This window comes from Atlantibacter hermannii, from assembly GCF_009907385.1.
Taxonomy (GTDB): domain Bacteria; phylum Pseudomonadota; class Gammaproteobacteria; order Enterobacterales; family Enterobacteriaceae; genus Atlantibacter; species Atlantibacter hermannii_A.
Genome location: NZ_JAAATR010000105.1, coordinates 113,674 through 139,648, shown reverse-complemented (window position 1 = coordinate 139,648; position 25,975 = coordinate 113,674). Strand labels below are relative to the sequence as shown.

Sequence of the window (25,975 nt, the reverse complement as noted above, 5' to 3'; positions counted from 1 at the left end):
TTTCGATGAAGCAAATAGATGAGATTTTAGGGGCTATTTAACGCCTTTATCTCATTGACAAGGTGTTAACCTCCGTCTACTCGAAATGATCCAGGGGAGTGTCATGTCCATTCAGGGGATTGAAGGCGTCGTCCAGCAGTTGCAGGCCACCATGCTGTCTGCGCGCAATACGCCAGTACAACCGCAGCCCGCCGTGAGTTTTGCCGGTGAGCTTCAGGCCGCGCTGGGGCGCATCAGCGATACCCAGAACGCCGCCCGCGCCCAGGCCAACCAGTTTTCACTCGGTGCGCCAGGCGTTTCGCTTAACGATGTGATGGTCGATTTGCAGAAATCGTCGGTCTCACTGCAGATGGGCATTCAGGTGCGCAACAAGCTGGTGTCGGCCTATCAGGACGTGATGAATATGCAGGTCTAGCGGTCCTGATTTCCTGATATATAACGATAAACATTACGATGCTGCCTCCGGGGCATGGGGGCACTGTCAGATAATGTAAGGCGCAGAGCGGCGTTCCGTTGCGTTTCGCTGCGTTGTCCGGCCTCTGTTTCCCGCCCCCTTGCGCATCTGCGCGGCGCTGTCATCAAATCGTCATTTTGCGATCTCTGCGCCAGGGAACCGGCGTTTTTTCTGCCACACTTGCTTCGACATGTTTTAACCAACAGTCCGAGGAACCCGGCATGAATAAAAAAATTATCGCAATTGCGCTCTCCTCCGTTTGTTTCATTCCCGCTCTGGCAAAGGCAGACACGTCCCCGGAAGGCTACCAGCTTCAGCAGGTGCTGCTGATGAGCCGCCATAACTTACGCGCGCCGCTCGCCAATAACGGCAGCGTACTTGAGCAATCCACCGCGAAAAAATGGCCGCAATGGGATGTGCCCGGCGGGCAGCTCACCACCAAAGGCGGCGTGCTGGAAGTGTATATGGGCCACTATTTCCGCGAATGGTTCGCCCGGCAGGGGCTGGTCACCAGCGGCGAATGCCCGGCGAATAACCGGGTTTATGCCTACGCCAACAGCCTCCAGCGCACGGTGGCCACCGCGCAGTTCTTTATTACCGGCGCGTTTCCGGGCTGCGATATTCCGGTCCATCACCAGGAAAAAATGGGCACCATGGATCCGACCTTCAATCCGGTGATCACCAATACCTCGCCGGAATTCCAGCAGGCGGCGCTGAAAGCCATGGAAACCCAGCGCGGTGAATATCAGCTGGATGAAAGCTATAAACTGCTGGAAGAGGTGACCGGCTATGACGACTCGCCGTCCTGTAAACAGAAACAGGTGTGCGACTTAACGGCGGCGAAAGACACGTTCAGCGCCAAAGCCACCGAAGAACCGGGCGTCAGCGGGCCGCTAAAAGTGGGTAACTCGCTGGTGGATGCCTTTACGCTGCAGTATTACGAAGGCTTTCCGATGGATGAGGTCGCCTGGGGCCAGATCAAAACCGATAAGCAGTGGAGCGTGCTGTCGAAGCTGAAAAACGGCTATCAGGATACGCTGTTCACTTCGCCGGATGTGGCGCGTAACGTGGCTGCGCCGCTGGTGAAATACATCCAGAAAGCGCTGGTGACCGGGAAGCAGGGGCCAGCCGTGACGGTGCTGGTGGGGCATGATTCCAATATCGCCTCGCTGCTGACGGCGCTGGATTTCAAACCCTATCAACTGACTCACCAGTACGAGCGCACGCCCATTGGCGGAAAAATCATGTTCCAGCGCTGGCACGACAGCAAAACCAATCGCGATTTAATGAAGGTGGAATATGTATATCAAAGCAGCGAGCAGCTGCGCGACGCGACGCCGCTGAATCTGGAAAGCCCGCCGCAGCGCGTCACGCTACAGCTTACCGGCTGCCCGACCGACAGCGACGGTTTTTGCCCGTGGGATAAATTTGCCGGCGTGTTAGAAAGCGCGGTGAAATAACGCGATGCCCCCGCCGGGCGGCGGGGGCGTTGACTCAGACGTTTTTACGTTCGATGGTTTGCTCGCCCCAGAACAGGGCGTCTTTATCGGTTTTTTTAAAGGCGCGGATCAGCACTTCATCATTGCCTTCTTCCCAAATTTTCTCCGCCAGTTTTTCGTCATAGTCCGCCACTTCAAAGATGGCTTCGGCAATTTCCGGCGAGGTATTTCTCAGACTGGCCCATTCACCCACGTGATGAGCTTTAGATTGTTGATTTGGCATCAATATTCTCCTGTACCTTTAGCCTTTGAGTTTGACCGCCAGGCTGGCGACGTGTTGGCCCTGATAACGGGCAATGGATAACTCTTCTTCGCTGGGTTGACGCGAGCCGTCGCCGCCCGCAATGGTGGTGGCGCCGTACGGTGTACCGCCGCGCACCTGTGAAATATCAAACAGTTCTTTGGTGCCATAGCCGATCGGCACAATCACCATGCCGTGATGCGCCAGGGTAGTCCAGGTGGAGGTGATGGTTTGCTCCTGGCCGCCGCCGGTGCCGGTCGAACTGAACACGCTGGCGATTTTCCCGTACAGCGCGCCGGAGGCCCACAGGCCGCCGGTCTGGTCCCAGAAGGTGCGCATCTGGCCTGACATATTGCCAAACCGGGTCGGGGTACCGACGATAATCGCGTCGTAGTTCGCCAGTTCCTGTACGGTGGCTTCTGGCGTGGTTTGCGCTTTACCGCCTGCTTTTGCGAAGAGTTCGGGCGGCATGGTTTCAGGAACGCGTTTCACTTCCACATCGACGCCTTCAACGCGCCGCGCGCCTTCCGCGACGGCCTGAGCCATGGTCTCGATGTGTCCATACATTGAGTAATAAAGCACTAAAATCTTCGCCATCTTCAGTCACTCCTGAGTTCAACATCGTGTTCGCAACGCCAGGTTGCCCTCTTTTAAAGATATGACGTTGCGCCAGGAGTGCAACTTTCACGGGGTTTTGCTTGATGTATAACAACTTAGTCAGCGTTGCCGCTCTGTTGCATTCTTTCACATATAAAAACGACCAATTTTGGTACTGATTAGAACTATTTATTGATGACAATGGTTAATAATCACCCGATTAAGGGGTTGCATGTTGCAGGATGTTACACAAACAGGAACTGTGTCCGCTTGTGGACTAGGCTTTAACTTACGCGGCAAACGAAATGTCTCTCTTGTCACCCGCGGCTAACAGGGCTGTTATTTCATTAAAACTGAATGAAGACTAATGTTTCGCGTACCGGAGGTTAGACATGGCAAACCATCGTGGTGGTTCGGGCAACTTTGCAGAAAATCGTGAAAGAGCATCAGAAGCGGGCCGTAAAGGCGGCCAGGCGAGCGGCGGGAACTTTAAAAATGACCCGCAACGTGCCTCAGAAGCGGGGAAAAAAGGGGGTAAAAACAGTCATGGCGGGAATCGCGGCAACAGCGAGTAGCCCGATGACGTTGAGTACTGTGGATTGACCTGACTCCGCTTCAACCGGGTTAATCAGCATCGCCGCCGGCCCTGACCGGCGGTTTCGTTTTAGCCATTGCGCCGGGCTTCAATCCATCGCAAACTTGAGAGCTGTCACATTTTTCGGTGCTCTCATGTCTTCGCTACATCAACGCTATCAATTCTCCGTAAAGCCGCAGGAAGCCCTGCTGATCCTGATTACCATGTTCTGGGGCGGTACTTTTCTGGCCGTGCAGTACGCGGTAACGCTCAGCGATCCGTTCTTTTTTGTCGGCCTGCGATTTGCTACGGCGGCGCTGGCTGTAGGGCTACTTTCGATAAAATCGCTGCGTGGGCTGACGCGCCTTGAACTGAAAGCGGGAGTGTCGATCGGCATTGCCATTGCCTTCGGCTACAGTTTGCAAACCTGGGGGCTGCAAACTATCCCCAGCAGCAAATCCGCCTTTATTACCGCCATGTATGTGCCGCTGGTGCCGCTACTCCAGTGGCTGTGCCTGGGCAGAATGCCGGGGCTGATGTCGTGGATTGGCGTGGCGCTGGCGTTCATCGGCCTGGTGTTCCTGGCCGGGCCGGAGGGTAATGTGCTGCAAATGGGCCAGAGGGAAATCATCACCCTGCTTGGCGCAGTGGCGATTGCGGCGGAGATCATTTTAATTAGCGCCTGGGCGGGAAAAGTGGACATCAAGCGCGTCACGGTGGTGCAGCTCGCCACGGCTTCGCTGGTGTCTTTTATGATGATGGCCCCGGCGGGGGAGCGCGTTCCGCCGTTTTCCACCGGATTGCTGGTGGTGGCGCTGGGCTTAGGCATTTTCAGCGCCATTATTCAGGTCACCATGAACTGGGCCCAGCGCAGCGTCTCGCCGACCCGCGCCACGGTAATTTATACCGGCGAGCCGGTATGGGCCGGGATTTTTGGGCGCATGGCCGGGGAACGTCTTCCCGCCATTGCGCTGCTGGGCGGCGCGTGCATCGTGCTCGGCGTGCTGGTCAGTGAACTGAAGCTTAAAAAGAAACCGGCCAGCGAGCAGGCCGTGGAACAGACGGAAGGATAATCAACGCATGACGCAGGGAAAGAAACCCGCCGGGAAACGTTCGCAGGCGGTGGCGGCGAAGCGGGACGCCATTTTGCAGGCGGGCCTCAGCCAGTTCTCGAAATATGGCGTACACGGCGCGACGCTGGAGCACATCGCCGAAGGCGCAGGGGTGTCGAAAACCAATCTGCTTTACTATTTTCCCTCTAAAGAGGCGCTCTATATTGCGGTGCTGAAACAGATCCTGGCGATCTGGCTGGCGCCGCTGCGGGCGTTTCGCAGCGATCTTGAGCCGCTGACTGCCATCGGCGAATACATACGGTTAAAAATGGCGGTGTCGCGGGACTATCCTGAAGCCTCCCGGCTGTTTTGCATGGAGATGCTGCAGGGCGCGCCGCTGCTCATGGGCGAGTTGTCCGGGGACGTAAAACCGCTGGTGGAAGAGAAATCGGCCATTGTCGCCGGGTGGGTGGCGCAGGGCAAACTGGCGCAAATCGATCCCCATCATCTGATTTTTATGATTTGGGCCAGTACCCAGCACTACGCGGATTTTTCGGTTCAGGTTGAAGCGGTAACCGGCGCCACCTTGCAGGATGACGCCTTTTTTCAGCAGACGGTGGAGAATGTCCAGCGCATGATCCTCGCGGGTATCCGCCCCCGTTAGTGGCTGGCCGCAGCCGGTAACGGGCAGCTTAAATCGCCTTCGCCGCACTGCAGCATCGATTCCAGATAAGCGCTGCGCTCGCGGGTTTTGTCCGTCAGGCACTGGCTGTAAATCATTGGCTGAATACTGCCCCCTTCGACGCCGGAGGCGATAAAGTGGCAGTCGGCGTCGCGCAGTTTAATCCAGGCATTTTGCGCGTTTTTCAGCAAATCGTGCTGCTCTTTACTGGCGAGGGCGTACACCTTTTTATAAGCGGCATTCAGCTCGCCATCCGCTTTTTGGTATTCGGTTGCCGCGCAGTCGTTAAGCTCCAGCTGCGTTTCGGCTTTCTCGCAATCCTGCGCCAGCGCCGCTGACGACATCAGCAGCGCGATAACCATTATTCCTGTTCTTGTCATGATCGATCCCCAAAAAAAAAGCTCCTGAACGGAGCTTTTAGGGTAGCGAAGCGTTAGCCGATTGTCATCAGGCTGGCGTTGCCGCCTGCCGCAGCGGTGTTGACGCTGAGCGAGCGCTCAACCCACAGCCGCTCCAGCAGCAGCCTGGTTTCACCACGGGCAAAGCCCTGCACCGACACAATCGCGCCGTCGCGCGCCGCCACGTTTTCACACAGGGTGCGCAACTGGTCGGAATCGCCGTGATAGATAACCGCGTCGAAATGCTGGCTCATCAGCGAGTCCGCGCCGGCGAAGTCAATGCGCTGGGCAACGGCGGACGGCAGTTTACCGGCCAGTTCGCGATGCAGCTTATCTTCCGGCCACAGCGCGCGGCTGCCGCTGCTGGTGACGGCGGCAAGCTGTACCAGCGCGTCCTCTTCGTTATCCGCCAGGCACAGAACCCGTTCGCGCGGCAGCAGGGTATAGGTGTTGCGCTCGCCGGTCGGCCCTGGCAATACGCGCTGCACGCCGGTTTGCGCCTGCGCGCCAAAAGCTTCGCACACCGCTTTCAGCGCCGGACGGCTGGTTGCCCACTGGGTCAGCGCCTCGTGCGGTTGCAGCAGCGCAGTGCGTAGCTGGCTGTCCATCGGCAAGCCGTTATCGCGATTAAAGGTGGCGGTCACCGCATTCTCCGGGCGATTCGCCAGCAGACGGTAGAGATACAGCGGTCCGCCCGCTTTCGGGCCGGTGCCGGACAAGCCTTCGCCGCCGAACGGCTGCACGCCGACCACAGCGCCCACCATATTGCGGTTGACGTACATGTTGCCGACACTGGCGCTGCCGGTGACCTGGGCGATGGTTTCATCAATGCGGGTATGCACGCCCAGCGTCAGGCCGTAACCCGCCGCGTTAATCTGCTCAATCAGCGCGTCGAGGTTGCTGCGGTTGTAGCGCACCACGTGCAGTACCGGGCCGAAGACCTCTTTTTTCAGCTCATCGAAACGCTCAAGCTCAATCAGGGTTGGCTTAACGAAAGTGCCGCTTTGCCATTCGCGGGCGTCGTCCTGGTGCTCGCGCACCGCCTGGAATACCGGGCGACCTTTGGCGCGCATCGCCTGAATGTGATTCTCGATGTTTTCTTTGGCTTCGGCGTCGATCACCGGGCCGATATCGGTGGTCAGGCGCTCCGGGTTGCCCATCCGGCATTCCGCCATCGCGCCGCGCAGCATGGTCAGGGTGTGATCGGCAATGTCGTCCTGCAGGCACAGCACGCGCAGTGCCGAGCAGCGCTGACCGGCGCTGTCGAACGCCGAGGACACCACGTCCACCACCACCTGCTCGGTCAGGGCGGAGGAGTCGACGATCATGGCGTTCAACCCGCCGGTTTCGGCAATCAACGGCGTCGGACGGCCCTGCGGATCGAGGCGGGTAGCGATATTACGCTGCAACAGCGTCGCCACTTCGGTGGAACCGGTAAACATCACGCCGCGCACCCGCTCGTCGCCGGTCAACAGCGCGCCGACGGTCTCGCCGCGGCCCGGCAGCAGCTGTACCACGCCTGCCGGTACGCCGGCGTCCAGCAGAATGCGCACGCCCATGGCGGCGATCAGCGGAGTCTGCTCAGCGGGTTTCGCCAGCACGCTGTTGCCTGCCGCCAGCGCGGCGGCCACCTGGCCGGTGAAAATAGCCAGCGGGAAGTTCCATGGGCTGATGCACACCACCGGGCCGAGCGGGCGATGGGTTTCATTATCGAAATCGTGATTAACCTGGCCCGCGTAATAGCGCAGGAAGTCCACCGCTTCGCGCACTTCGGCGATGGCGTTGCTGAAAGTTTTACCCGCTTCGCGCACCAGCACGCCGATCAGCGTCTGCATCTGGTCTTCCATCAGTACGGCGGCGCGTTCGAGGATAGCGGCGCGCTCCTGCGGCGGCGTAGCGAACCAAATCGGCGCGTTATTTACCGCGCTTTGCAGCGCCTGGCTGACTTCCTGCTCTGTGGCCTCGCGGGTATAGCCGACAATATCCAGCGGCTCCGCCGGGTTAACCACCGGGGTCATCTCACCGTCGCGCGCGGCCTCTTCGAGGATCGGCTGCGCCAGCCATTTTTGGGTGGCGCTATTCAGCAGTGCGGAAGAGAGCGACGCCAGACGGTGTTCGTTTGCCAGATCCAGACCGGCAGAGTTGGCGCGGCCATTGCCGTACAGATCCACCGGACGCGGAATTTTCGGATGCGGCAGGCCGGGGATCCCCTCCTGGGCCGCCAGTTTTTCAACGGCGGCGACAGGGCAGGCCACCAGCTCATCCAGCGGCAGCGTGGTATCGGCGATGCGGTTAACGAAGGAGGTATTAGCGCCGTTTTCCAGCAGGCGGCGCACCAGATACGCCAGCAACGTTTCATGGGTGCCCACCGGCGCGTAAATGCGGCACGGACGGTTGAGTTTGCCGTCAGCCACTTTGCCTACCACCTGTTCGTACAGCGGTTCGCCCATGCCGTGCAGGCACTGGAACTCGTACTGGCCTGGATAGTAGTTCTGCCCGGCCAGATGATAGATGGCCGCCAGGGTGTGGGCGTTGTGGGTGGCGAACTGCGGGTAAATCAGGTTTGGCACCGCCAGCAGTTTTTTGGCGCAGGCAAGGTAGGAGACGTCGGTATACACCTTGCGGGTATACACCGGATAGCCTTCCAGCCCTTCCACCTGGGCGCGTTTGATTTCGCTGTCCCAGTACGCGCCTTTCACCAGGCGGATCATCAGACGGCGGCGGCTGCGGGTCGCCAGGTCGATCAGGTAGTCGATCACGAACGGGCAGCGCTTCATATACGCCTGGATCACGAAGCCGATGCCGTTCCAGCCCGCCAGTTCCGGTTCGAAGCACAGTTTTTCCAGCAGATCGAGGGAGATCTCCAGCCGATCGGCTTCTTCGGCGTCGATGTTAATACCGATGTCATACTGGCGCGCCAGCAGGGTCAGGGATTTCAGGCGCGGATAAAGTTCTTCCATCACCCGGTCGTACTGGGCGCGGCTGTAGCGCGGGTGCAGTGCCGACAATTTGATGGAGATCCCCGGGCCTTCATAAATACCGCGACCGTTGGAGGCTTTGCCGATGGCGTGGATCGCCTGCTGGTAGGAGACCATATAGGCTTGCACGTCGGCGGCGGTCAGCGCGGCTTCGCCGAGCATGTCGTAGGAGTAGCGGAAACCTTTTTCTTCCAGCTTGCGGGCGTTGGCCAGCGCTTCGGCGATGGTTTCCCCGGTAACAAACTGTTCGCCCATCAGGCGCATCGCCATATCCACGCCCTTGCGGATCAGCGGCTCGCCGCTCTTGCCGATAATGCGGTTGAGCGAGCGCGACAGGTTGGCTTCGTTATGGGTGGAGACCAGGCGGCCAGTAAACAGTAGCCCCCAGGTGGCGGCATTAACAAACAGCGACGGGCTGCGGCCAATATGGGATTGCCAGTTGCCGTTGCTGATTTTGTCGCGGATTAACGCGTCGCGGGTGGCCTTATCGGGAATACGCAGCAGGGCTTCCGCGAGGCACATCAGCGCTACGCCTTCCTGAGACGAAAGGGAGAATTCCTGCAACAGGCTTTGCACCATACCTGCGCGACCGGTGGCGGTCTTCTGGTTACGCAATTTATCCGCCAGTTTCCAGGCCAGCTGATGCGTCTGGCTGGACATCTCCGGCGTTAAGCGCGCCTGTTCCAGCAACATGGGCACGGCGTCAGTTTCCGGACGACGCCATGCGGCGGTGATCGCCGCGCGGTTCACCGACTGCGGCAGGATCTGCTCGGCAAATTCCAGGAACGGCTGATGATTCTCTTCGCCCGCCGCGCTGAGCGCGTCTTCGCTCTCATTGGCCGCGCCTGCCAGCAGGGCAGGCAGCTCAGGCAGGGTATCGTTATTTTCCAGTCGCTCAAGGTAATTAAAGATGGCCTGCTTGATCAGCCAGTGGGGCGTGCGGTCAATTTTCGATGCGGCAGATTTAATGCGCTCCCGCGTCGCGTCATCCAGTTTAACGCCCATGGTAGTGGTGCCCATGTTGTTAACTCCCGTGTTTAATTATTGCTGTTTTGTAATCAAGTACCGGCAATATCCAACATGTTGCAACTTTGTGCAACCATGTTAAATGTGACCTGAGTAGCAAGCCAAAAAATGAATGAATTGTTAAATAAGAAAACGTGATGATCAAAAACACATTCGCCGCGGTAGCCTGATAAATACGGGCGACTTAACACTTTTACCGGGTGCAACCGGCGAAAAGCGTGAGCAAGTGCAACCTCTGAAAAAGACGCGCAGTTACTGGGGTGAATTTGTTGTGAATGAGGTGTTAAATCGATTGTGAATGAAAACCGCTTACGGCAGGATACTGCTCCTTTAAGAGTGACTATAACGAAGCTGCTGCGTTCCGGCGGCCAATAAACGTACGGGTAACACCGTGCGGGATCCCATTTGGAGAGATTTGCATGATGACAAGCACACCTATGGTGGTGACTTTCCTGATTTATATCTTTGGCATGATATTGATAGGGTTTATCGCCTGGCGTTCGACCAAAAACTTTGATGACTATATCCTCGGCGGACGCCGTCTCGGCAGCCTGGTCACCGCGCTGTCCGCCGGGGCGTCAGATATGTCCGGCTGGCTGCTGATGGGCTTGCCAGGCGCGATTTTTATCGCCGGGATCTCCGAGAGCTGGATCGCCATCGGCCTGACCGTGGGCGCCTGGATCAACTGGAAGCTGGTGGCCGGGCGTCTGCGCGTCCACACCGAGTACAACAATAACGCCTTAACGTTACCGGATTATTTCACCGGGCGCTTTGATGATAACAGCCGCGTTCTGCGCATCATCTCTGCGGTGGTGATTCTGGTGTTCTTCACCATCTATTGCGCATCCGGCATTGTGGCAGGCGCGCGCCTGTTCGAAAGCACCTTTGGCATGAGCTACGAAACGGCGCTGTGGGCCGGCGCGGCCGCGACCATCCTTTACACCTTTATCGGCGGTTTCCTGGCGGTGAGCTGGACCGATACCGTGCAGGCCAGCCTGATGATTTTTGCGCTGATCCTGACGCCGGTTATCGTTATCTTCGCGGTGGGCGGCCTGGGCGATTCGATGGAAGTGATCAAACAAAAGAGCATCGAAAACGTCGATATGCTGAAAGGCCTTAACCTGGTGGCGATCATTTCGCTGATGGGCTGGGGGCTGGGCTACTTCGGTCAGCCGCACATCCTGGCGCGCTTTATGGCGGCGGATTCCCATCACACCATCGTTAACGCGCGCCGTATCAGCATGACCTGGATGATCCTGTGCCTGGCGGGCGCGGTAGCGGTGGGCTTCTTTGGCATCGCTTACTTCACCAATAACCCGGCGCTGGCCACTGCGGTTAACCAGAACAGCGAGCGCGTGTTTATCGAACTGGCGCAGATCCTGTTTAACCCGTGGATTGCCGGGATCCTGCTGTCCGCTATCCTGGCGGCAGTGATGTCTACCCTGAGCTGCCAGTTGCTGGTGTGCTCCAGCGCCATCACGGAAGACCTGTATAAAGCGTTTTTCCGCAAACATGCCAGCCAGCGTGAACTGGTGTGGGTGGGGCGTCTGATGGTGCTGGTGGTGGCGCTGGTGGCGATTGCGCTGGCGGCCAACCCGGAAAACCGCGTACTCGGCCTGGTCAGCTACGCGTGGGCAGGCTTCGGCGCGGCGTTTGGTCCGGTAGTGCTGCTCTCGGTTCTGTGGTCGCGCATGACCCGTAACGGCGCGCTGGTAGGGATGATTATCGGTGCGGTGACGGTCATCGTCTGGAAACAGTTTGCCTGGTTTAACCTGTATGAAATCATTCCAGGCTTTATCTTCGCCACGCTCGGGATCGTGGTGGTCAGCCTGATGGGCAAAGCGCCGTCAAAAACCATGATCGAACGCTTTGAAAAGGCGGATGATGTTTATCATTCTCCGGCTCCGTCAAAACTTCAGGCGCAGTAATCGATTTAACACCATAATGAAACAGTCAGCCGGGATTTCCCGGCTGACTGTTAGGGATGAAACGGCGGCGGGCCGACGACACCGGGCCTAAATTTTTCATTTGCTAACGATTAATCCATAAATTTTTTGTATGCCTATCCGGTTGAAATAAATCTGTAAAATTTCCCTGTCATAACTGTCACATCAGCAGATTTGAAGAATCGTTGTCGATAAGTAAAATATTTGTTGTAGTTATGCTAATTTTTAGTGTAGAGATAAGTTGTGCGGGAGTTCCCGGTTGTGAACCTGGATTCACTATGGAGATCGCGGATGACAGCGTCCTGTAATGGACAAACCCTTTTTCAACGTTTCACACTCTCACCGGGTGAGCCCTCTTCCGGTAACGCATTCTTCACCATCAATTTTCCCGATTTCGCGCTATTTACCGATGTGTTTGATACGGCGGATCGCCGACGTATCACTCTAACCGGCAGTCTATGGCTTAAAAGGAAGCCAAACCTCATATGTTCGTGCGCATCAACGCGTGCCGTCAGGCGCTGCGTAATATGTAAACCAACTATTCAAGGTGCCATCCATGGGAAGACAAAAAGCAGTGATCAAAGCTCGTCGCGAAGCAAAACGTGTGCTGAGACGCGACTCACGCAGCCATAAACAACGTGAAGAAGAATCGGTCACCTCGCTTGTGCAGATGAGTGGTGTTGAAGCTATTGGCATGGCGCGCGACAGCCGCGACGCTTCGCCGATAGTGGCGCGTACCGACGCGCAGGAAAGTTATCTCAACGCCATTGAAAGCAAAAAACTGATATTCGCCACCGGCGAAGCCGGATGCGGCAAGACGTTTATCAGTGCGGCGAAAGCCGCGGAGGCCCTGATACATAAGGATGTCGACAGGATTATCGTGACCCGCCCGGTATTACAGGCCGACGAAGACCTCGGTTTTTTGCCCGGCGACATCTCCGAGAAGTTTGCCCCGTATTTCCGCCCCGTCTATGACGTGCTGGTGAAACGGCTGGGTGCATCCTTTATGCAGTATTGCCTGCGGCCGGAGATTGGTAAGGTCGAGATCGCGCCCTTTGCCTATATGCGCGGACGGACCTTTGAGAATGCGGTGGTGATTCTGGACGAGGCTCAGAACGTCACGGCGGCCCAGATGAAAATGTTTTTGACCCGCCTCGGGGAAAACGTCACGGTGATCGTTAATGGCGATATTACCCAGTGTGATTTGCCATCCGGTGTTCGCTCGGGATTGAGCGATGCGCTCGAACGTTTTGAAGATGACGAAATGATTAGCGTAGTGCGCTTCGGCAAAGATGACTGCGTGCGTTCGGCCCTGTGCCAGCGGACGCTGCGCGCGTACGGCTAACGTTTCTCCTTTACTGACAAACCCGCGCACGCGCGGGTTTGCTGTTTTTAGCGGTCAGAACAGGGCGGAAACCAACAGGTAGCTGGCTACGCAGGCGCAACTCACGCCGATCAGACCCGGGATAATAAAGCTGTGGTTAAGGATGTATTTGCCGATGCGGGTGGTGCCGGAACGGTCAAAGCCGATACAGGCCAGGTCGCTCGGGTAGGTCGGCAGAATAAAATAGCCGTAGGAAGCCGGGAAAAAGGCAATCAGCATTTTCGGCTCGACGCCGAGCATTAAGCCCATCGGGGCGACCGCCGTTAGCGCCGCCGCCTGGCTGTTGACCAGTTTGGAAACCAGAAACAGCACCAGCGCATAGGTCCACGGATGGCTTTTCACTACGCCTTCCAGCGCCATTTTCAGTTCATCGAGATGCGCCTGGAAAAAGGTATCGCTCATCCATGCCACGCCGAACACCGAGAAAATCGCCACCATCCCGGCTTTGAATACCGCGCCGTTAGAAATCGACGCCGGATTCACTTTACAGACGATCAGCATCACCGCACCGGCAATCAGCATCATCATCTGGATCACCAGGTTCATGGAGAGCGGCTTCATCACGCCTTTGACTTCAAACGCCGGACGCAGATCCTGCATTGCGCCAAGCAGCACCACTACGAGGATCCCGGCAAAGAAAATCCAGGTAGACCACCAGGCCTGTTTCGGGAACACCTGGTTCATCAGGGTTTCGGTGGAGCCGAAGATAAATTCCCGCTGCTTCGGATCGTTGATTTTTTCCTGGAATTCCGGGTCCTTATCAAGATCCTTACCGCGACGCAGGCTCCACAGCGCAGCAATCAGCACGCCAAACAGCGATGCGGGCACCGAGACCGCTAAAATTTCCAGAATGCCGAACGCCTGGCCTACGCCATGGTTCGCCGCGATGATTGACACCAGCGACACCACCGCCACGGAGACCGGGGAGGCGGTGATGGCCATCTGCGAGGCGATTGAGGCGACCGCCATCGGGCGTTCCGGGCGGATGCCTTTTTTCAGCGCGATATCGGCGATAATCGGGAACATGGTGTAAACCACATGCCCGGTGCCGCACAGGAAAGTCAGGGTCCAGGTGGTGAAGGGGGCCAGCAGGGTGATGTGCTGTGGGTGGCGGCGCAGCAGTTTTTCCGCAAACTGCATCATCACGTTCAGCCCGCCTGCCGTTTGCAGCGTGGCGGCGCAGCCGATTACCGCAAGGATCGTCAGCATCACATCAACCGGCGGTTTACCGGGTTCAAGGCCAAAAATAAAGGTTAAAAGGAATAAGCCAATGCCGCTAATCAGGCCCAGCCCCATACCCCCGAAGCGTGTGCCGACCAGCAGGCAGAGAATAATGACGATAAACTCAATGGTGATCATAACAATCCTTGAATATTTAAACGAGTGAATCGCTTAAGCATTACAAATTGTAAGCGTACTCATTGAGAGGTAGATCTGATTTGTAGAAAGTTACGATGATTAGATAATTACTTACTTTTCATTAACATTAAAAAGCAATTTAAATAACGTTTCTTTCGGTATCCCCTAAAGAAACATATCGCCAAAAAATCGGTTTATTACCACCATTAATAATGGTGAAAAGCGAGTTAACGTTATTTTTTAGAGAAAAGAGGGTGAGGGTAGTATTAAGTGGTGGGTGAATGTGACGATACGAGAAGGATAAGAGAGATATTGATGTACAGCCGGAAAATAAAAGGAGGCGCGAGGCCTCCTCATTGGCAAAAATTGATCAGTGATAAAGATCGATAACGCCGAGCAGATGTTTGTCGGTTTGTTGCATGTTCACGCCGGCTTTTTTGGCGCTGCGGACTTCGTCAAGAATGACCTGCAATAGCGTACCGTCTACCAGCTCTTCTTTTTTAAACGTGACTAAAAAGTTGATAGCCGCCGTGTCGTTGGCGGCGAGCGCCTCATCGGTCAGGTTCGCAAGCGACTGAATGCGATGATGATAGTCCTTAACCATCTGTTCAAACATCTCTTCCAGCGTGAGGCAGTGGCTACACCTGGGTTGCTCTTTCAGGACGGGGGTTGCGCCGTGTGTTTTAATATATTCAAACATACGCATCATTTGAGTGACGGTATTTTGTGCCTGGTGGCGCAAAAATACGGCGGTTCCGTTGAGTTCTTGCTGGCTGCACCATTCGCTTAGCTGGAGATACATATTTGATGTGTAAAACTCATGGTTCATTTGGGCGTTGAGTTTTTGTACCATTCCGCTAGTGATCATATGATGTCCTTATTTCTTTTTGTGACTGAAAGCTTATATCTCGTGAAAGAAATCGCGATCGATATCTGGCTGTTGCGCGTGCATTACGCCATGCGCTAATACACGATTTGCTGGCTGGTTTTATCCTCGTTATCCTCAGGATACCTTCACTATCTCATTAATACACGCGGCTATTCTGTGATATTGTTTCGATATTGGAACCTCTCCCGCAATTAATCATGGTGAGCAAAAACGATAATTGCCTGAAATTCCCTGCGTTAAGGTGCTATATTTTTATTTTATATAAGCCGGGTAATGATTTACCTCTGAAATGAATTTTTGCAAACTCTTCAGTATTTTCTTATTTCCACGCCACAATGAAACCTCTCCCGCTGACAGCCGTGCTGATAACCGGTTGTTAAAAGGTGTTGCCATAACGCAATGCCGCAATCTGCCTTCGTAATGACCCTCTCGCAGGATTGCCGGGATCAGGTTTTATTTCAAGGCAAGGATTGTCGAGCTGTGAATATGGATAATTCAGTTATCGTAAAATCAATCATCATACAAATAAGCGAAATTTTATGTTATTTATCGCTAAATCTATGCACTGTTTTACTGAAATTCTGCGATGTGATTTTGCTCTCCTATGGATAATCAATTTCCCGCTAAAACTATCATCAGCAATAGCACGTTGAACCTCAGAAAAGCTAATGCGTTGTTTTAAAGCCTTTTAGTAAAGATTTTAATGATTCATTACCCTGCAAAAAGAAAACTAAAGCTGGAGTTGCTCATGCACAAATTTACTAAAGCCCTGGCAGCCATCGGTCTGGCTGCCGTTATGTCACAATCCGCTATCGCAGAAACCATGAAGCTGGGTTTTCTGGTCAAACAGCCGGAGGAGCCGTGGTTTCAGACCGAGTGGAAGTTTGCCGATAAGGCCGGTAAAGACTTAGGTTTTGAAGTAATTAAAATTGCTGTACCTGACGGCGAAAAAACCCTGAACGCCATCGACAGCCTGGCGGCCAGCGGCGCGAAAGGCTTCGTCATTTGTACGCCTGATCCGAAACTGGGTTCGGCGATTGTCGCGAAAGCCCGTGGCTACGACATGAAAGTCATCGCCGTGGATGACCAGTTCGTCAACGCCAAAGGCAAGCCGATGGATACCGTTCCGCTGGTCATGATGGCGGCGACCAAAATCGGCGAACGCCAGGGACAGGAACTGTATAAAGAGATGCAGAAACGCGGCTGGGATGTGAAAGAGAGCGCGGTCATGGCGATCACCGCTGATGAACTGGACACTGCCCGTCGTCGTACTTCTGGTTCGATGGAAGCGCTGAAAGCGGCGGGTTTCCCGGAAAAACAAATCTACAAAGTACCGACCAAATCCAATGACATCCCCGGCGCATTCGACGCGGCTAACTCCATGCTGGTTCAGCATCCGGAAGTAAAACACTGGCTGATCGTCGGCATGAACGATAACACCGTGCTGGGCGGCGTGCGCGCCACTGAAGGCCAGGGCTTTAAAGCGCCGGACGTGATCGGCATCGGCATCAACGGTGTTGACGCCGTCAGCGAACTGTCCAAAGCGCAGGCGACCGGCTTCTACGGCTCGCTGCTGCCAAGCCCGGACGTACACGGCTACAAATCCAGCGAAATGCTCTACAACTGGGTGACCAAAGGCGTTGAGCCAGAGAAATTCACTGAAGTGACCGATGTGGTGCTGATTACCCGCGACAACTTCAAAGAAGAGCTCGCTAAAAAAGGTTTAGGCGGTAAGTAATGTCGTAAGGCGAGCGCCACAGGTGCGCTCGCCTTTTTGGTGGTTTGTGGAGGCGTTATGCAGCAATCAACACCCTGGCTCTCTTTTCGCGGTATCGGGAAAACCTTCCCGGGCGTGAAAGCGCTATCAGATATCAGTTTTGACTGCCATGCCGGGCAGGTTCATGCGCTGATGGGCGAAAACGGCGCGGGGAAATCGACCCTGTTAAAAATTCTCAGCGGCAACTACACCCCAACCACGGGCACCATCGCCCTGAAAGGCCAGGACGTGGCGTTTGCCGATACCACCCAGGCGCTGAACGCAGGGGTGGCGATCATCTACCAGGAACTGCACCTGGTGCCGGAAATGACCGTGGCCGAGAACATCTATCTGGGCCAGATCCCCCACAAAATGGGCTTTGTGAACCGGTCATTGCTCAACTATGAGGCCAAACTGCAGCTTGAACATCTAGGGCTGGATATCGATCCGCAAACACCGCTCAAATACCTGTCTATCGGGCAGTGGCAGATGGTGGAAATCGCCAAAGCGCTGGCGCGCAACGCCAAAGTTATCGCTTTCGACGAGCCCACCAGTTCGCTGTCGGCGCGGGAAATCGAAAACTTATTTCGGGTGATCCGCGAACTGCGCAACGAAGGGCGCGTGATCCTGTATGTCTCCCACCGTATGGAAGAGATCTTCGCGCTCAGCGACGCCATTACGGTGTTTAAAGATGGCCGCTATGTTTGCACCTTCGACGATATGCAACAGGTCAACCACGACAAACTGGTGCAGGCGATGGTCGGACGCGAAATCGGCGACATCTACGGCTGGAAACCACGCGAATACGGGCCGGAACGGCTGCGTCTGGAAAATGTGAAAGCCCCGGGCGTGCGCACGCCTATCTCCCTGTCGGTACGCAGCGGCGAGATCGTCGGCCTGTTCGGCCTGGTCGGGGCAGGGCGCAGCGAACTGATGAAAGGCATGTTCGGCGGCACCCGCATTACTGACGGGCAGATTTATATCGATGGGCAGCCGGTGGCTATCCGGGCGCCCGGCGATGCCATCCGTTCCGGCATGATGCTGTGCCCGGAAGACCGCAAAGCGGACGGCATTATTCCGGTGCATTCGGTGCAGGACAACATCAACATCAGCGCCCGCCGCAAGCACATCAGCGCCGGATGCCTGATTAACAACGGCTGGGAGGAAGAAAACGCCCGGCACCATATTAAGTCTCTCAATATCAAAACGCCGACGGCCGGGCAGTTGATCATGAACCTGTCCGGGGGCAATCAGCAGAAGGCGATTCTGGGCCGCTGGCTGTCGGAAGAGATGAAAGTCATTTTGCTGGATGAGCCGACACGCGGTATCGACGTGGGGGCGAAGCACGAAATTTATAACGTTATCTATGCGCTGGCGGCGCAGGGCGTGGCGGTGCTGTTCGCCTCCAGCGACCTGCCAGAGGTGCTCGGGGTGGCTGACCGCATCATCGTGATGCGTGAAGGGGAAGTCGCCGGGGAGTTACTGCATAACGAGGCTTGCGAACAAGACGCGCTAAGCCTTGCGATGCCAAAAATCAGCCAGGCTGTCGCCTGATACAGGAGAGTTTATGTCTGCTTTAACCACATCCGGTGCGCCAAAGTCATCGCTGACCCTCGGCCGTATCTGGGACCAGTACGGTATGCTGGTCGTGTTTGCCGTGTTGTTTATCGCCTGTGCGATTTTTGTGCCTAACTTTGCCACCTTTATCAATATGAAGGGGCTGGGGCTGGCGATCTCTATGTCCGGCATGGTGGCCTGCGGGATGTTGTTCTGCCTGGCGTCCGGGGACTTTGACCTGTCGGTGGCGTCGGTTATCGCCTGTGCCGGTGTCACCACCGCCGTGGTGATTAACATGACCGAAAGCCTGTGGATCGGAGTGTTTGCCGGCCTGGCGCTCGGTATGATCAGCGGCTTCGTGAACGGCTTTGTGATCGCCAAACTGAAAATCAACGCCCTGATCACCACGCTGGCGACGATGCAGATCGTGCGCGGGCTGGCGTACATTATTTCTGACGGTAAAGCGGTGGGTATTGAAGACGAAAGTTTCTTTACCCTGGGCTATGCCAACTGGCTGGGCCTGCCGGCACCGATCTGGTTAACCGTGGCGTGCCTGATCGTTTTCGGTTTCCTGCTCAACAAAACCACCTTTGGCCGCAATACCCTGGCGATTGGCGGTAACGAAGAAGCGGCGCGCCTGGCGGGTGTACCGGTCGTGCGCACCAAAATCATCATTTTCGTGCTGTCTGGCCTGGTTTCCGCCGCGGCGGGCATCATCCTTGCCTCGCGTATGACCAGCGGCCAGCCGATGACGTCTATCGGTTATGAACTGATCGTTATCTCTGCCTGTGTGTTGGGCGGGGTATCGCTGAAGGGCGGCATCGGTAAAATCTCTTACGTTGTGGCCGGTATTTTGATTCTGGGCACGGTGGAAAACGCCATGAACCTGTTGAATATCTCCCCGTTCGCCCAGTATGTGGTGCGTGGTTTGATCCTGCTGGCGGCGGTGATTTTCGACCGTTACAAACAGAAAGCGAAACGCACGGTGTAACGTCTTTTGACAAAAAAACGCGCCATTTTTCCTTAAGATTCATTCGTAATAATTATTGATTGCCGACCCATCCGGGTCGGCTTTTTTTTGCCGTTTTTCAGACTAATCCAGCGCTGGCAAGCCTTCCGGGGGCGTCAGCAACATGGCGAGCCTCGTCACACTGTCTATACTTACATGGCTATTGATAATGGCAGGTAACTGTTTGGTTGCCTTTTGACTGTGTAAGGAGGAAACCACTGGTGGCTACTGAACTCTCTCTACCACCCCTGAATAACGGAAACCTGGCTTTTTTCTTTGACCTCGATGGTACGCTGGCAGAAATCCAACCTCATCCCGATCTGGTTCACATCCCGACCGACGTGCGTGCCCTCCTGGAAAAGCTTTCCGGTCTTCAGAATGGGGCGCTGGCGTTGATTTCGGGACGTTCTATGGCCGAGCTGGACAAGCTGGCCGCACCGCATCGTTTCCCCGTTGCCGGGGTACACGGCGCTGAGCGCCGCGACATCAACGGAAACACCCATATTGTCACGCTGCCTGCGGATCTGGTGCGCGCGTTGCAGTTGCGCCTTGAAACGGAACTGGCGGCGATGCCCGGCACCGAACTGGAATGTAAAGGTATGGCCTTTGCGCTGCACTACCGTCAGGCGCCGGAATTTGAAACGCGCATTCTGAGCCTGGCGTCGACGCTGGCCAGCCTGTACGAGGAGCTTTCGCTCCAGCCGGGCAAATGCGTAGTCGAAATCAAACCGCGCGGCATCAACAAAGGCGAGGCGATTGCGGCGTTTATGCAGCAGGAACCGTTCGCAGGCCGTACGCCGGTGTTTATCGGCGATGACTTAACAGACGAGGCGGGATTTACCGTGGTGAATGCCATGAACGGCATTTCTGTCAAGGTCGGTAAGGGAGAAACCGAAGCGAAGTATCGTCTGATGAATGTACAGGCCGTCCATGTATGGCTTGAAAAGTTGGTAACACAACAAGAAAAAGAACAAAAATTAAATGACAGGAGTGTAGGTTATGAGTCGCTTAGTCGTAGTATCTAATCGTATCGCGCCGCCCGATGATAAAAAAGCAAGCGCAGGGGGCCTGGCGGTTGGCGTGCTGGGAGCCTTAAAAGCGGCGGGAGGATTGTGGTTTGGCTGGAGCGGAGAGATTGGCAATGAAGACCAGCCGCTGAAAACCGTCAGCCGGGGCAATATTACCTGGGCCTCATTTAATCTCAGCGAGCAGGATTACGAGCAGTACTATAACCAGTTTTCCAATGCCGTATTATGGCCTGCCTTCCACTACCGCCTCGATCTGGTGAACTTCCAGCGCGATGCCTGGGAAGGTTATCTGCGGGTTAACCAGCTGCTGGCGGAAAAACTGAAACCGCTGCTGGAAGAAGACGATATCCTGTGGATCCACGACTACCATCTGCTGCCGTTCGCCAGTGCGCTGCGCTCGCTGGGCATCAATAACCGCATCGGCTTCTTCTTACATATCCCTTTCCCGACGCCGGAAATCTTCAACGCATTGCCTCCCCATGCCGATCTGCTGGAAAAACTGTGTGATTACGACCTGCTGGGCTTCCAGACCGCTAACGATGAAAATGCGTTTTTAGAAAGCGTCGCGCAGCAAACCGCATTAACCTCCCGGGATAAACATACCCATCGGGCGTTTGGCAAACAGTTCACCACCTCGGTTTACCCGATCGGTATCGAGCCGGATGAGATCGCCACTCAGGCAGCGGGCCCGCTGCCGCCCAAACTGGCGCAATTGAAAAAAGAGCTGGGAACCATTAAGAATATCTTCTCAGTTGAGCGTCTTGATTATTCCAAAGGTTTGCCTGAACGTTTCCAGGCGTTTGAAGCCCTGCTGGAAAATTTCCCGCAGCATCACGGCAAAATTCGTTACACCCAGATTGCGCCAACCTCACGTGGCGAAGTGCAGGCCTATCAGGATATTCGGCATCAGCTGGAAACCGAAGCCGGGCGGATCAACGGCAAATACGGTCAGTTAGGCTGGACGCCGCTCTATTATCTTAACCAGCATTTCGATCGTAAATTGCTGATGAAAGTGTTCCGCCATGCGGATGTCGGGCTGGTGACGCCGCTGCGCGATGGGATGAATCTGGTGGCGAAAGAGTACGTGGCGGCGCAGGATCCGGCCAATCCAGGGGTACTGGTGCTGTCAAAATTCGCCGGTGCGGCGAATGAATTAACGTCCGCGCTGCTGGTGAATCCTTATGACCGCGATGAGGTCGCCCAGGCGCTGAACCGTGCGTTAACCATGCCGCTGGCGGAACGTATTGCACGTCATAGCGAAATGATGGCTGTCGTACAGGAAAATGATATTCACCACTGGCAGGAGCGTTTCCTCGCCACCCTAAAGCAGATTGCGCCGCGTAGCGCGCAAAGCCAACTGCAGCAAAAAATCGCGACCTTCCAGAAACTCGCCTGATAACCCGCGCTTTACCTGCTTACGCAACGCGGCCCTCAATGGGCCGCACGCGTTAGAGCGACACCAGCAACACATCCACCGAGCAGGACTGGACCACCCGTTTCGCGCTACAGGTCATTTTGCTGAAAAAGCTTTGATTATGGTTGCCGCAGACCACCAGATCGATGGGCGTTTTCGCGCAGATATTAAGGATATGCTCGCTCAATTCGCCCGTGGCGATCACCGTGTCATAAATCGGGTATCCGGCCCGATCCTTCAGGGATTGTAGAAACAGATGGGTTTCTTCCAGCATCAGTTCGCGCAGATTTTCCATCATTGGCGCGGCGAGCTGGTTATACAATTCGGGATCGGATGCCAGCGTGATGAGGGTAATTGAACCGTCAACCGGCCTGACGATGGAGACGGCTCTTGCCACCAGTTGATGGCTTTCCGGGGTCGGCGCAACCGCGACCAGAAGATGTTTATAGCTCATGTAACGCTCCTTACTCACATGAGAATTGACGCTGTCTGTTCAGCGATACGCGCTTTTTAACGTTTGCGCAAGGGAACAACCTGATCTTCAGGCGTGGCTTAACACAAAATTGTTTAATTATTCTTATATAAGGAATATGCAACATTTTTGAAATAATTGTACAGCGACGGCATAACCCGCGCTTCTCTCTTAAGCAGGGTTTGCGTTTCGCTTCAATAAAATATTTACAAAAATCTTATTTGGCGCACGTTTTATTTTTATCATATTGATTAATAAGAATTTAATATTTTTAAGGGGATGTCGTGCACAGGAAATAATATGTTTAATTAATGTTAATCAAAATGAGTTAAAAAAGAGCGGCAACTTTTCTTGCTGGCAGGGTAAATACCGCATGCCATGAATGATTATTCGTAAAAGCAATACGGCAATAAGACTAATTTTGGTTAAAAAATGCCCATTTCTATAGCTTTTCTGATTGGTTTATTAGGATTTTTAATTCAAAAATGTGATATTCGTCACATTTTATCCAAATTATCATCACGCCCTGATTGTATGTAAAATTCCTGACGAGTACAGTTTGCTCGCTTTAGGAAAAATCTTAGTTTTTTGTAAGGGAAATAAGAATTGTCTTCAAATAAGTAACTTTTTGTGACGACCGATCCGTGTGGAGCGGCCTTTACAATAACCACTTGTTTTATTGCAACATTAAACCCTTATTTTTATTTTTCCAGATTTTATCTGGCGACATCACGGGGTGCGGGCATACCGCATAGTACGCAGTTGGTTATTCTGGATGGGAAAAATGCACACATCCGAGTTACTGAAACACATTTACGACATCAACCTGTCGTATCTGCTTTTGGCTCAACGTTTAATTAGCCAGGACAAAGCATCCGCCATGTTCCGCCTGGGCGTGACGGAAGACATGGCAAACACCCTCGGCGAGCTTACGCTACCGCAGATGGTAAAATTGGCCGAGACCAATCAGCTTATCTGTCAGTTTCGCTTTGACGATCACCAAACCATTACCCGTCTGACGCAGGAGTCGCGCGTTGACGATCTGCAACAGGTTCACACCGGGATCCTGCTTTCCACCCGCCTGCTTAACGATGCGACCACGGCTGACGACGTCAGCAAAAAGAAAAGGGCCTGATTATGGTCGAAAAGAGCATTGTTCAGGAAGCGCGCGACATTCAGCTGGCAATGGAACTGATCACGCTGGGCGCGCGTCTTCAAATGCTGGAAAGCGAAACCCAGCTCAGCCGCGGGCGATTAATTAAGCTGTATAAAGAATTACGGGGAAGCCCGCCGCCAAAAGGCATGCTGCCGTTTTCCACTGACTGGTTTATGACCTGGGAGCAGAACATCCATGCCTCGATGTTCTGCAACGCCTGGCAATATCTGCTGCGCACCGGGCTCTGTTCTGGCGTGGATGCGGTGATTAAGGCCTACCGCCTTTACCTGGAACAGTGCCCGTCTCAGGATGAAGGGCCGCTGCTGGCGCTGACGCGCGCATGGACATTAGTGCGTTTTGTCGAAAGCGGCATGCTGGAACTGTCGACCTGCAACTGCTGCGGCGGCAACTTTATTACCCATGCGCATCAACCGGTTGGCAGTTTCGCCTGTAGCTTATGCCAACCGCCTTCCCGCGCAGTAAAAAGGCGTAAACTTTCCCGAGATTCTGCCGATATTATTCCACAACTGCTGGATGAACAGGTCGTACAGGCTGTTTAAGCGTCAGGTGTGGTGAATCACTCCAGCAGCGATAAGTCTCTTATCGCTGCTTTTTTATTCCCCGTCAGACACAAAACGTCTTTTCGCTTGTGAGTCCTTGTCACAGTCAACAGCGGAAGGAAGATGTCGTGCTGATTCTTATAGGTTACCTGGTGGTTCTCGGTACAGTTTTCGGCGGTTATATGATGACCGGCGGTCACCTTGGCGCACTCTATCAACCTGCTGAACTGGTTATCATTGGGGGCGCAGGGGTAGGGGCGTTTATTGTCGGAAACAACGGCAAAGCAATCAAAGCCACCGTCAAAGCCATCCCGCTGCTGTTTCGCGGATCCAAGTACAACAAAAGTACTTACATGGATCTGATGGCGCTGCTGTATCGCCTGATGGCCAAATCACGCCAGCAGGGGATGTTCTCTCTTGAGCGTGATATCGAAAATCCCAAAGAGAGCGAAATTTTCGCCAGCTACCCGCGCATTCTGGCCGATAAAGTGATGCTCGAATTCATCACCGACTATCTGCGCCTGATCATCAGCGGCAACATGAACACCTTCGAAATCGAAGCGCTGATGGATGAAGAGATCGAAACCCACGAGAACGAATGCGAAGTGCCGGCCAACAGCCTGGCAATGGTGGGCGACTCCCTCCCGGCGTTCGGGATCGTGGCGGCGGTGATGGGCGTGGTCCATGCGCTGGCGTCGGCGGATCGTCCGGCGGCGGAGTTGGGCGCGCTGATCGCCCACGCCATGGTGGGGACCTTCCTCGGCATTCTGCTGGCTTACGGTTTTATCTCGCCGCTGGCGACGGTGCTGCGCCAGAAGAGCGCGGAAACCACCAAAATGATGCAGTGCGTCAAAGTGACGCTGCTCTCCAGCCTCAACGGCTACGCGCCGCCCATCGCCGTCGAGTTTGGCCGTAAAACGCTCTACTCCACCGAGCGACCGTCGTTTATCGAGCTGGATGAGCATGTGCGCGCCGTGAAATCACCGAATCAGCAAACGACGACGGAAGACGCATGAAGAATCAACATCGCCCGATCGTTATCGTTAAGAAACGCAAGCATAAAGGCCACGGCGGGGGCGCTCACGGTTCGTGGAAGATTGCCTATGCCGACTTTATGACTGCGATGATGGCGTTCTTTCTGGTGATGTGGCTGATTTCCATCGCCAGCCCTAAAGAGTTGGTGCAAATTGCCGACTATTTCCGTACCCCGCTTTCCGCTGCGATCACCGGCGGGCAGCGCATCGCCGACAGCGAAAGCCCGATCCCGGGCGGCGGCGATGATTACACCCAGACGCAGGGCGAAGTGAAAAAAGAGCCGGATATCGATGAGCTGAAAAAGCGCATGGAAACCAGCCGGCTGAAAAAATTGCGTGGCGATCTGGACCAGCTGATTGAATCTGACCCGAAACTGCGCGCGCTGCGTCCGCATTTACGCATCGACCTGACGCCGGAAGGGCTGAGGATCCAGATTATCGACAGCCAGAACCGCCCGATGTTTAAAACCGGGAGTGCCGAGGTCGAGCCGTATATGCGCGATATTCTGCGCGCCATCGCGCCCGTGCTGAACGACATTCCTAACCGAATCAGCTTGTCAGGCCACACCGACGATATTCCTTATGCTTCCGGCGAACGCTATTACAGCAACTGGGAACTGTCGGCGGATCGCGCGAACGCCTCGCGGCGCGAACTGGTGATCGGCGGCCTTGACGACGGCAAAGTGCTGCGCGTCGTCGGTATGGCGGCCACCATGAAACTGGCCGACAAAGGGCCGGATGAAGCCATCAACCGGCGCATCAGCATTCTGGTGCTTAACAAGCAGACCGAGCAATCGATATTGCATGAGAACGCCGACAGCCAGAACGGCTCTCTCAGCGATTTAGCCCAACCGGGAGCAGTGCCCCCGGCGACGAACTCAACACCGCCACAACCGGGTCAGAGGTGATA

Annotated in this window: 23 protein-coding genes; 16 read left to right on the top strand and 7 right to left on the bottom strand. The window is 55.0% G+C overall.

What is annotated here, in order from left to right:
- Window positions 1–103 precede the first annotated feature (103 nt).
- On the top strand, window positions 104–415 hold the full coding sequence (fliE, locus tag GV764_RS20040) for a flagellar hook-basal body complex protein FliE (RefSeq protein WP_125292215.1): 312 nt from the start codon (window positions 104–106) through the stop codon (window positions 413–415).
- A 260-nt stretch (window positions 416–675) separates the two neighbouring features.
- Complete coding sequence (gene agp / locus GV764_RS20035) at window positions 676–1,914, top strand: bifunctional glucose-1-phosphatase/inositol phosphatase (protein WP_161661673.1); 1,239 nt, start codon at window positions 676–678, stop codon at window positions 1,912–1,914.
- Window positions 1,915–1,948: 34 nt separating this feature from the next.
- Here the strand turns inward: agp and GV764_RS20030 are convergent, their stop codons facing one another.
- Both GV764_RS20030 and wrbA read right to left on the bottom strand, forming a co-directional pair.
- The gene (locus tag GV764_RS20030; protein WP_161661671.1) at window positions 1,949–2,176 is read right to left on the bottom strand and encodes a YccJ family protein; all 228 of its coding nucleotides are present in this window, start codon (window positions 2,174–2,176) and stop codon (window positions 1,949–1,951) included.
- Between the two features lie 18 nt (window positions 2,177–2,194).
- Complete coding sequence (gene wrbA / locus GV764_RS20025) at window positions 2,195–2,791, bottom strand: NAD(P)H:quinone oxidoreductase (RefSeq protein WP_161661668.1); 597 nt, start codon at window positions 2,789–2,791, stop codon at window positions 2,195–2,197.
- 392 nt (window positions 2,792–3,183) lie between these two features.
- On the opposite strand from wrbA, the gene GV764_RS20020 reads away from it, so the two are divergent.
- From GV764_RS20020 to rutR, 3 genes are all read left to right on the top strand, one after another.
- Window positions 3,184–3,366: a con-10 family general stress protein gene (locus GV764_RS20020; RefSeq protein WP_161661666.1), complete on the top strand. Its 183-nt coding sequence runs from the start codon at window positions 3,184–3,186 to the stop codon at window positions 3,364–3,366.
- 154 nt (window positions 3,367–3,520) lie between these two features.
- Entirely contained in the window at window positions 3,521–4,438 is a 918-nt protein-coding gene (locus tag GV764_RS20015) for a DMT family transporter (RefSeq protein WP_161661664.1), read from the top strand.
- Window positions 4,439–4,445: 7 nt separating this feature from the next.
- Window positions 4,446–5,081, top strand: coding sequence for an HTH-type transcriptional regulator RutR (rutR, locus tag GV764_RS20010; protein ID WP_161661663.1), 636 nt, complete (start codon window positions 4,446–4,448; stop codon window positions 5,079–5,081).
- On the opposite strand, the gene GV764_RS20005 is transcribed toward rutR, so the two are convergent.
- Together GV764_RS20005 and putA are read right to left on the bottom strand one after the other, a co-directional pair.
- Window positions 5,078–5,479: a lysozyme inhibitor LprI family protein gene (locus GV764_RS20005; RefSeq protein ID WP_161661661.1), complete on the bottom strand. Its 402-nt coding sequence runs from the start codon at window positions 5,477–5,479 to the stop codon at window positions 5,078–5,080. The two genes, rutR and GV764_RS20005, sit on opposite strands and share 4 nt — an antisense overlap.
- A gap of 53 nt (window positions 5,480–5,532) precedes the next feature.
- Entirely contained in the window at window positions 5,533–9,495 is a 3,963-nt protein-coding gene (putA, locus tag GV764_RS20000) for a trifunctional transcriptional regulator/proline dehydrogenase/L-glutamate gamma-semialdehyde dehydrogenase (RefSeq protein WP_161661659.1), read from the bottom strand.
- A gap of 425 nt (window positions 9,496–9,920) precedes the next feature.
- Between putA and putP the strand changes: the two genes are divergently transcribed.
- Entirely contained in the window at window positions 9,921–11,429 is a 1,509-nt protein-coding gene (putP, locus tag GV764_RS19995; RefSeq protein ID WP_161661657.1) for a sodium/proline symporter PutP, read from the top strand.
- Window positions 11,430–12,003: 574 nt separating this feature from the next.
- Complete coding sequence (gene phoH, locus GV764_RS19990) at window positions 12,004–12,792, top strand: phosphate starvation-inducible protein PhoH (protein WP_192798670.1); 789 nt, start codon at window positions 12,004–12,006, stop codon at window positions 12,790–12,792.
- Window positions 12,793–12,846: 54 nt separating this feature from the next.
- Here phoH and GV764_RS19985 read toward each other — a convergent pair whose 3' ends face one another.
- Window positions 12,847–14,190, bottom strand: a complete 1,344-nt coding sequence (locus tag GV764_RS19985) for an anaerobic C4-dicarboxylate transporter (protein WP_161661655.1) — start codon at window positions 14,188–14,190, stop codon at window positions 12,847–12,849.
- A 370-nt stretch (window positions 14,191–14,560) separates the two neighbouring features.
- A complete protein-coding gene (locus GV764_RS19980; RefSeq protein ID WP_161661653.1) occupies window positions 14,561–15,058 on the bottom strand; it encodes a non-heme ferritin-like protein in 498 nt (165 codons plus the stop codon).
- Window positions 15,059–15,827: 769 nt separating this feature from the next.
- On the opposite strand from GV764_RS19980, the gene araF reads away from it, so the two are divergent.
- The 5 genes from araF (at window position 15,828) to otsA (ending at window position 21,825) form a co-directional block, all read left to right on the top strand.
- Window positions 15,828–16,817 (top strand): arabinose ABC transporter substrate-binding protein AraF, encoded by a 990-nt coding sequence (gene araF, locus GV764_RS19975; RefSeq protein WP_161661651.1) that lies wholly within the window; start codon window positions 15,828–15,830, stop codon window positions 16,815–16,817.
- A gap of 57 nt (window positions 16,818–16,874) precedes the next feature.
- Window positions 16,875–18,389 carry an L-arabinose ABC transporter ATP-binding protein AraG gene (gene araG, locus GV764_RS19970; RefSeq protein WP_161661649.1) on the top strand — a complete coding sequence of 505 codons (1,515 nt, stop codon included), beginning with the start codon at window positions 16,875–16,877 and terminating at the stop codon, window positions 18,387–18,389.
- 13 nt (window positions 18,390–18,402) lie between these two features.
- Window positions 18,403–19,383 (top strand): L-arabinose ABC transporter permease AraH, encoded by a 981-nt coding sequence (gene araH, locus GV764_RS19965; protein ID WP_161661636.1) that lies wholly within the window; start codon window positions 18,403–18,405, stop codon window positions 19,381–19,383.
- A 239-nt stretch (window positions 19,384–19,622) separates the two neighbouring features.
- Window positions 19,623–20,426, top strand: a complete 804-nt coding sequence (gene otsB, locus GV764_RS19960; protein ID WP_161661634.1) for a trehalose-phosphatase — start codon at window positions 19,623–19,625, stop codon at window positions 20,424–20,426.
- Window positions 20,401–21,825, top strand: coding sequence for an alpha,alpha-trehalose-phosphate synthase (otsA, locus tag GV764_RS19955; RefSeq protein WP_161661632.1), 1,425 nt, complete (start codon window positions 20,401–20,403; stop codon window positions 21,823–21,825). Before otsB ends, otsA begins: the two co-directional genes overlap by 26 nt.
- 52 nt (window positions 21,826–21,877) lie before the next feature.
- Here the strand turns inward: otsA and uspC are convergent, their stop codons facing one another.
- A complete protein-coding gene (gene uspC, locus GV764_RS19950) occupies window positions 21,878–22,297 on the bottom strand; it encodes a universal stress protein UspC (RefSeq protein WP_161661630.1) in 420 nt (139 codons plus the stop codon).
- Between the two features lie 802 nt (window positions 22,298–23,099).
- On the opposite strand from uspC, the gene flhD reads away from it, so the two are divergent.
- The 4 genes from flhD (at window position 23,100) to motB (ending at window position 25,973) form a co-directional block, all read left to right on the top strand.
- The gene (gene flhD, locus GV764_RS19945) at window positions 23,100–23,450 is read left to right on the top strand and encodes a flagellar transcriptional regulator FlhD (RefSeq protein WP_201743271.1); all 351 of its coding nucleotides are present in this window, start codon (window positions 23,100–23,102) and stop codon (window positions 23,448–23,450) included.
- Window positions 23,447–24,031, top strand: a complete 585-nt coding sequence (gene flhC, locus GV764_RS19940; RefSeq protein ID WP_161661727.1) for a flagellar transcriptional regulator FlhC — start codon at window positions 23,447–23,449, stop codon at window positions 24,029–24,031. The genes flhD and flhC overlap by 4 nt, the downstream gene beginning before the upstream one ends.
- A gap of 128 nt (window positions 24,032–24,159) precedes the next feature.
- Window positions 24,160–25,047: a flagellar motor stator protein MotA gene (gene motA / locus GV764_RS19935; protein ID WP_161661626.1), complete on the top strand. Its 888-nt coding sequence runs from the start codon at window positions 24,160–24,162 to the stop codon at window positions 25,045–25,047.
- A complete protein-coding gene (motB, locus tag GV764_RS19930; RefSeq protein WP_161661624.1) occupies window positions 25,044–25,973 on the top strand; it encodes a flagellar motor protein MotB in 930 nt (309 codons plus the stop codon). The genes motA and motB overlap by 4 nt, the downstream gene beginning before the upstream one ends.
- Window positions 25,974–25,975: the final 2 nt, after the last annotated feature.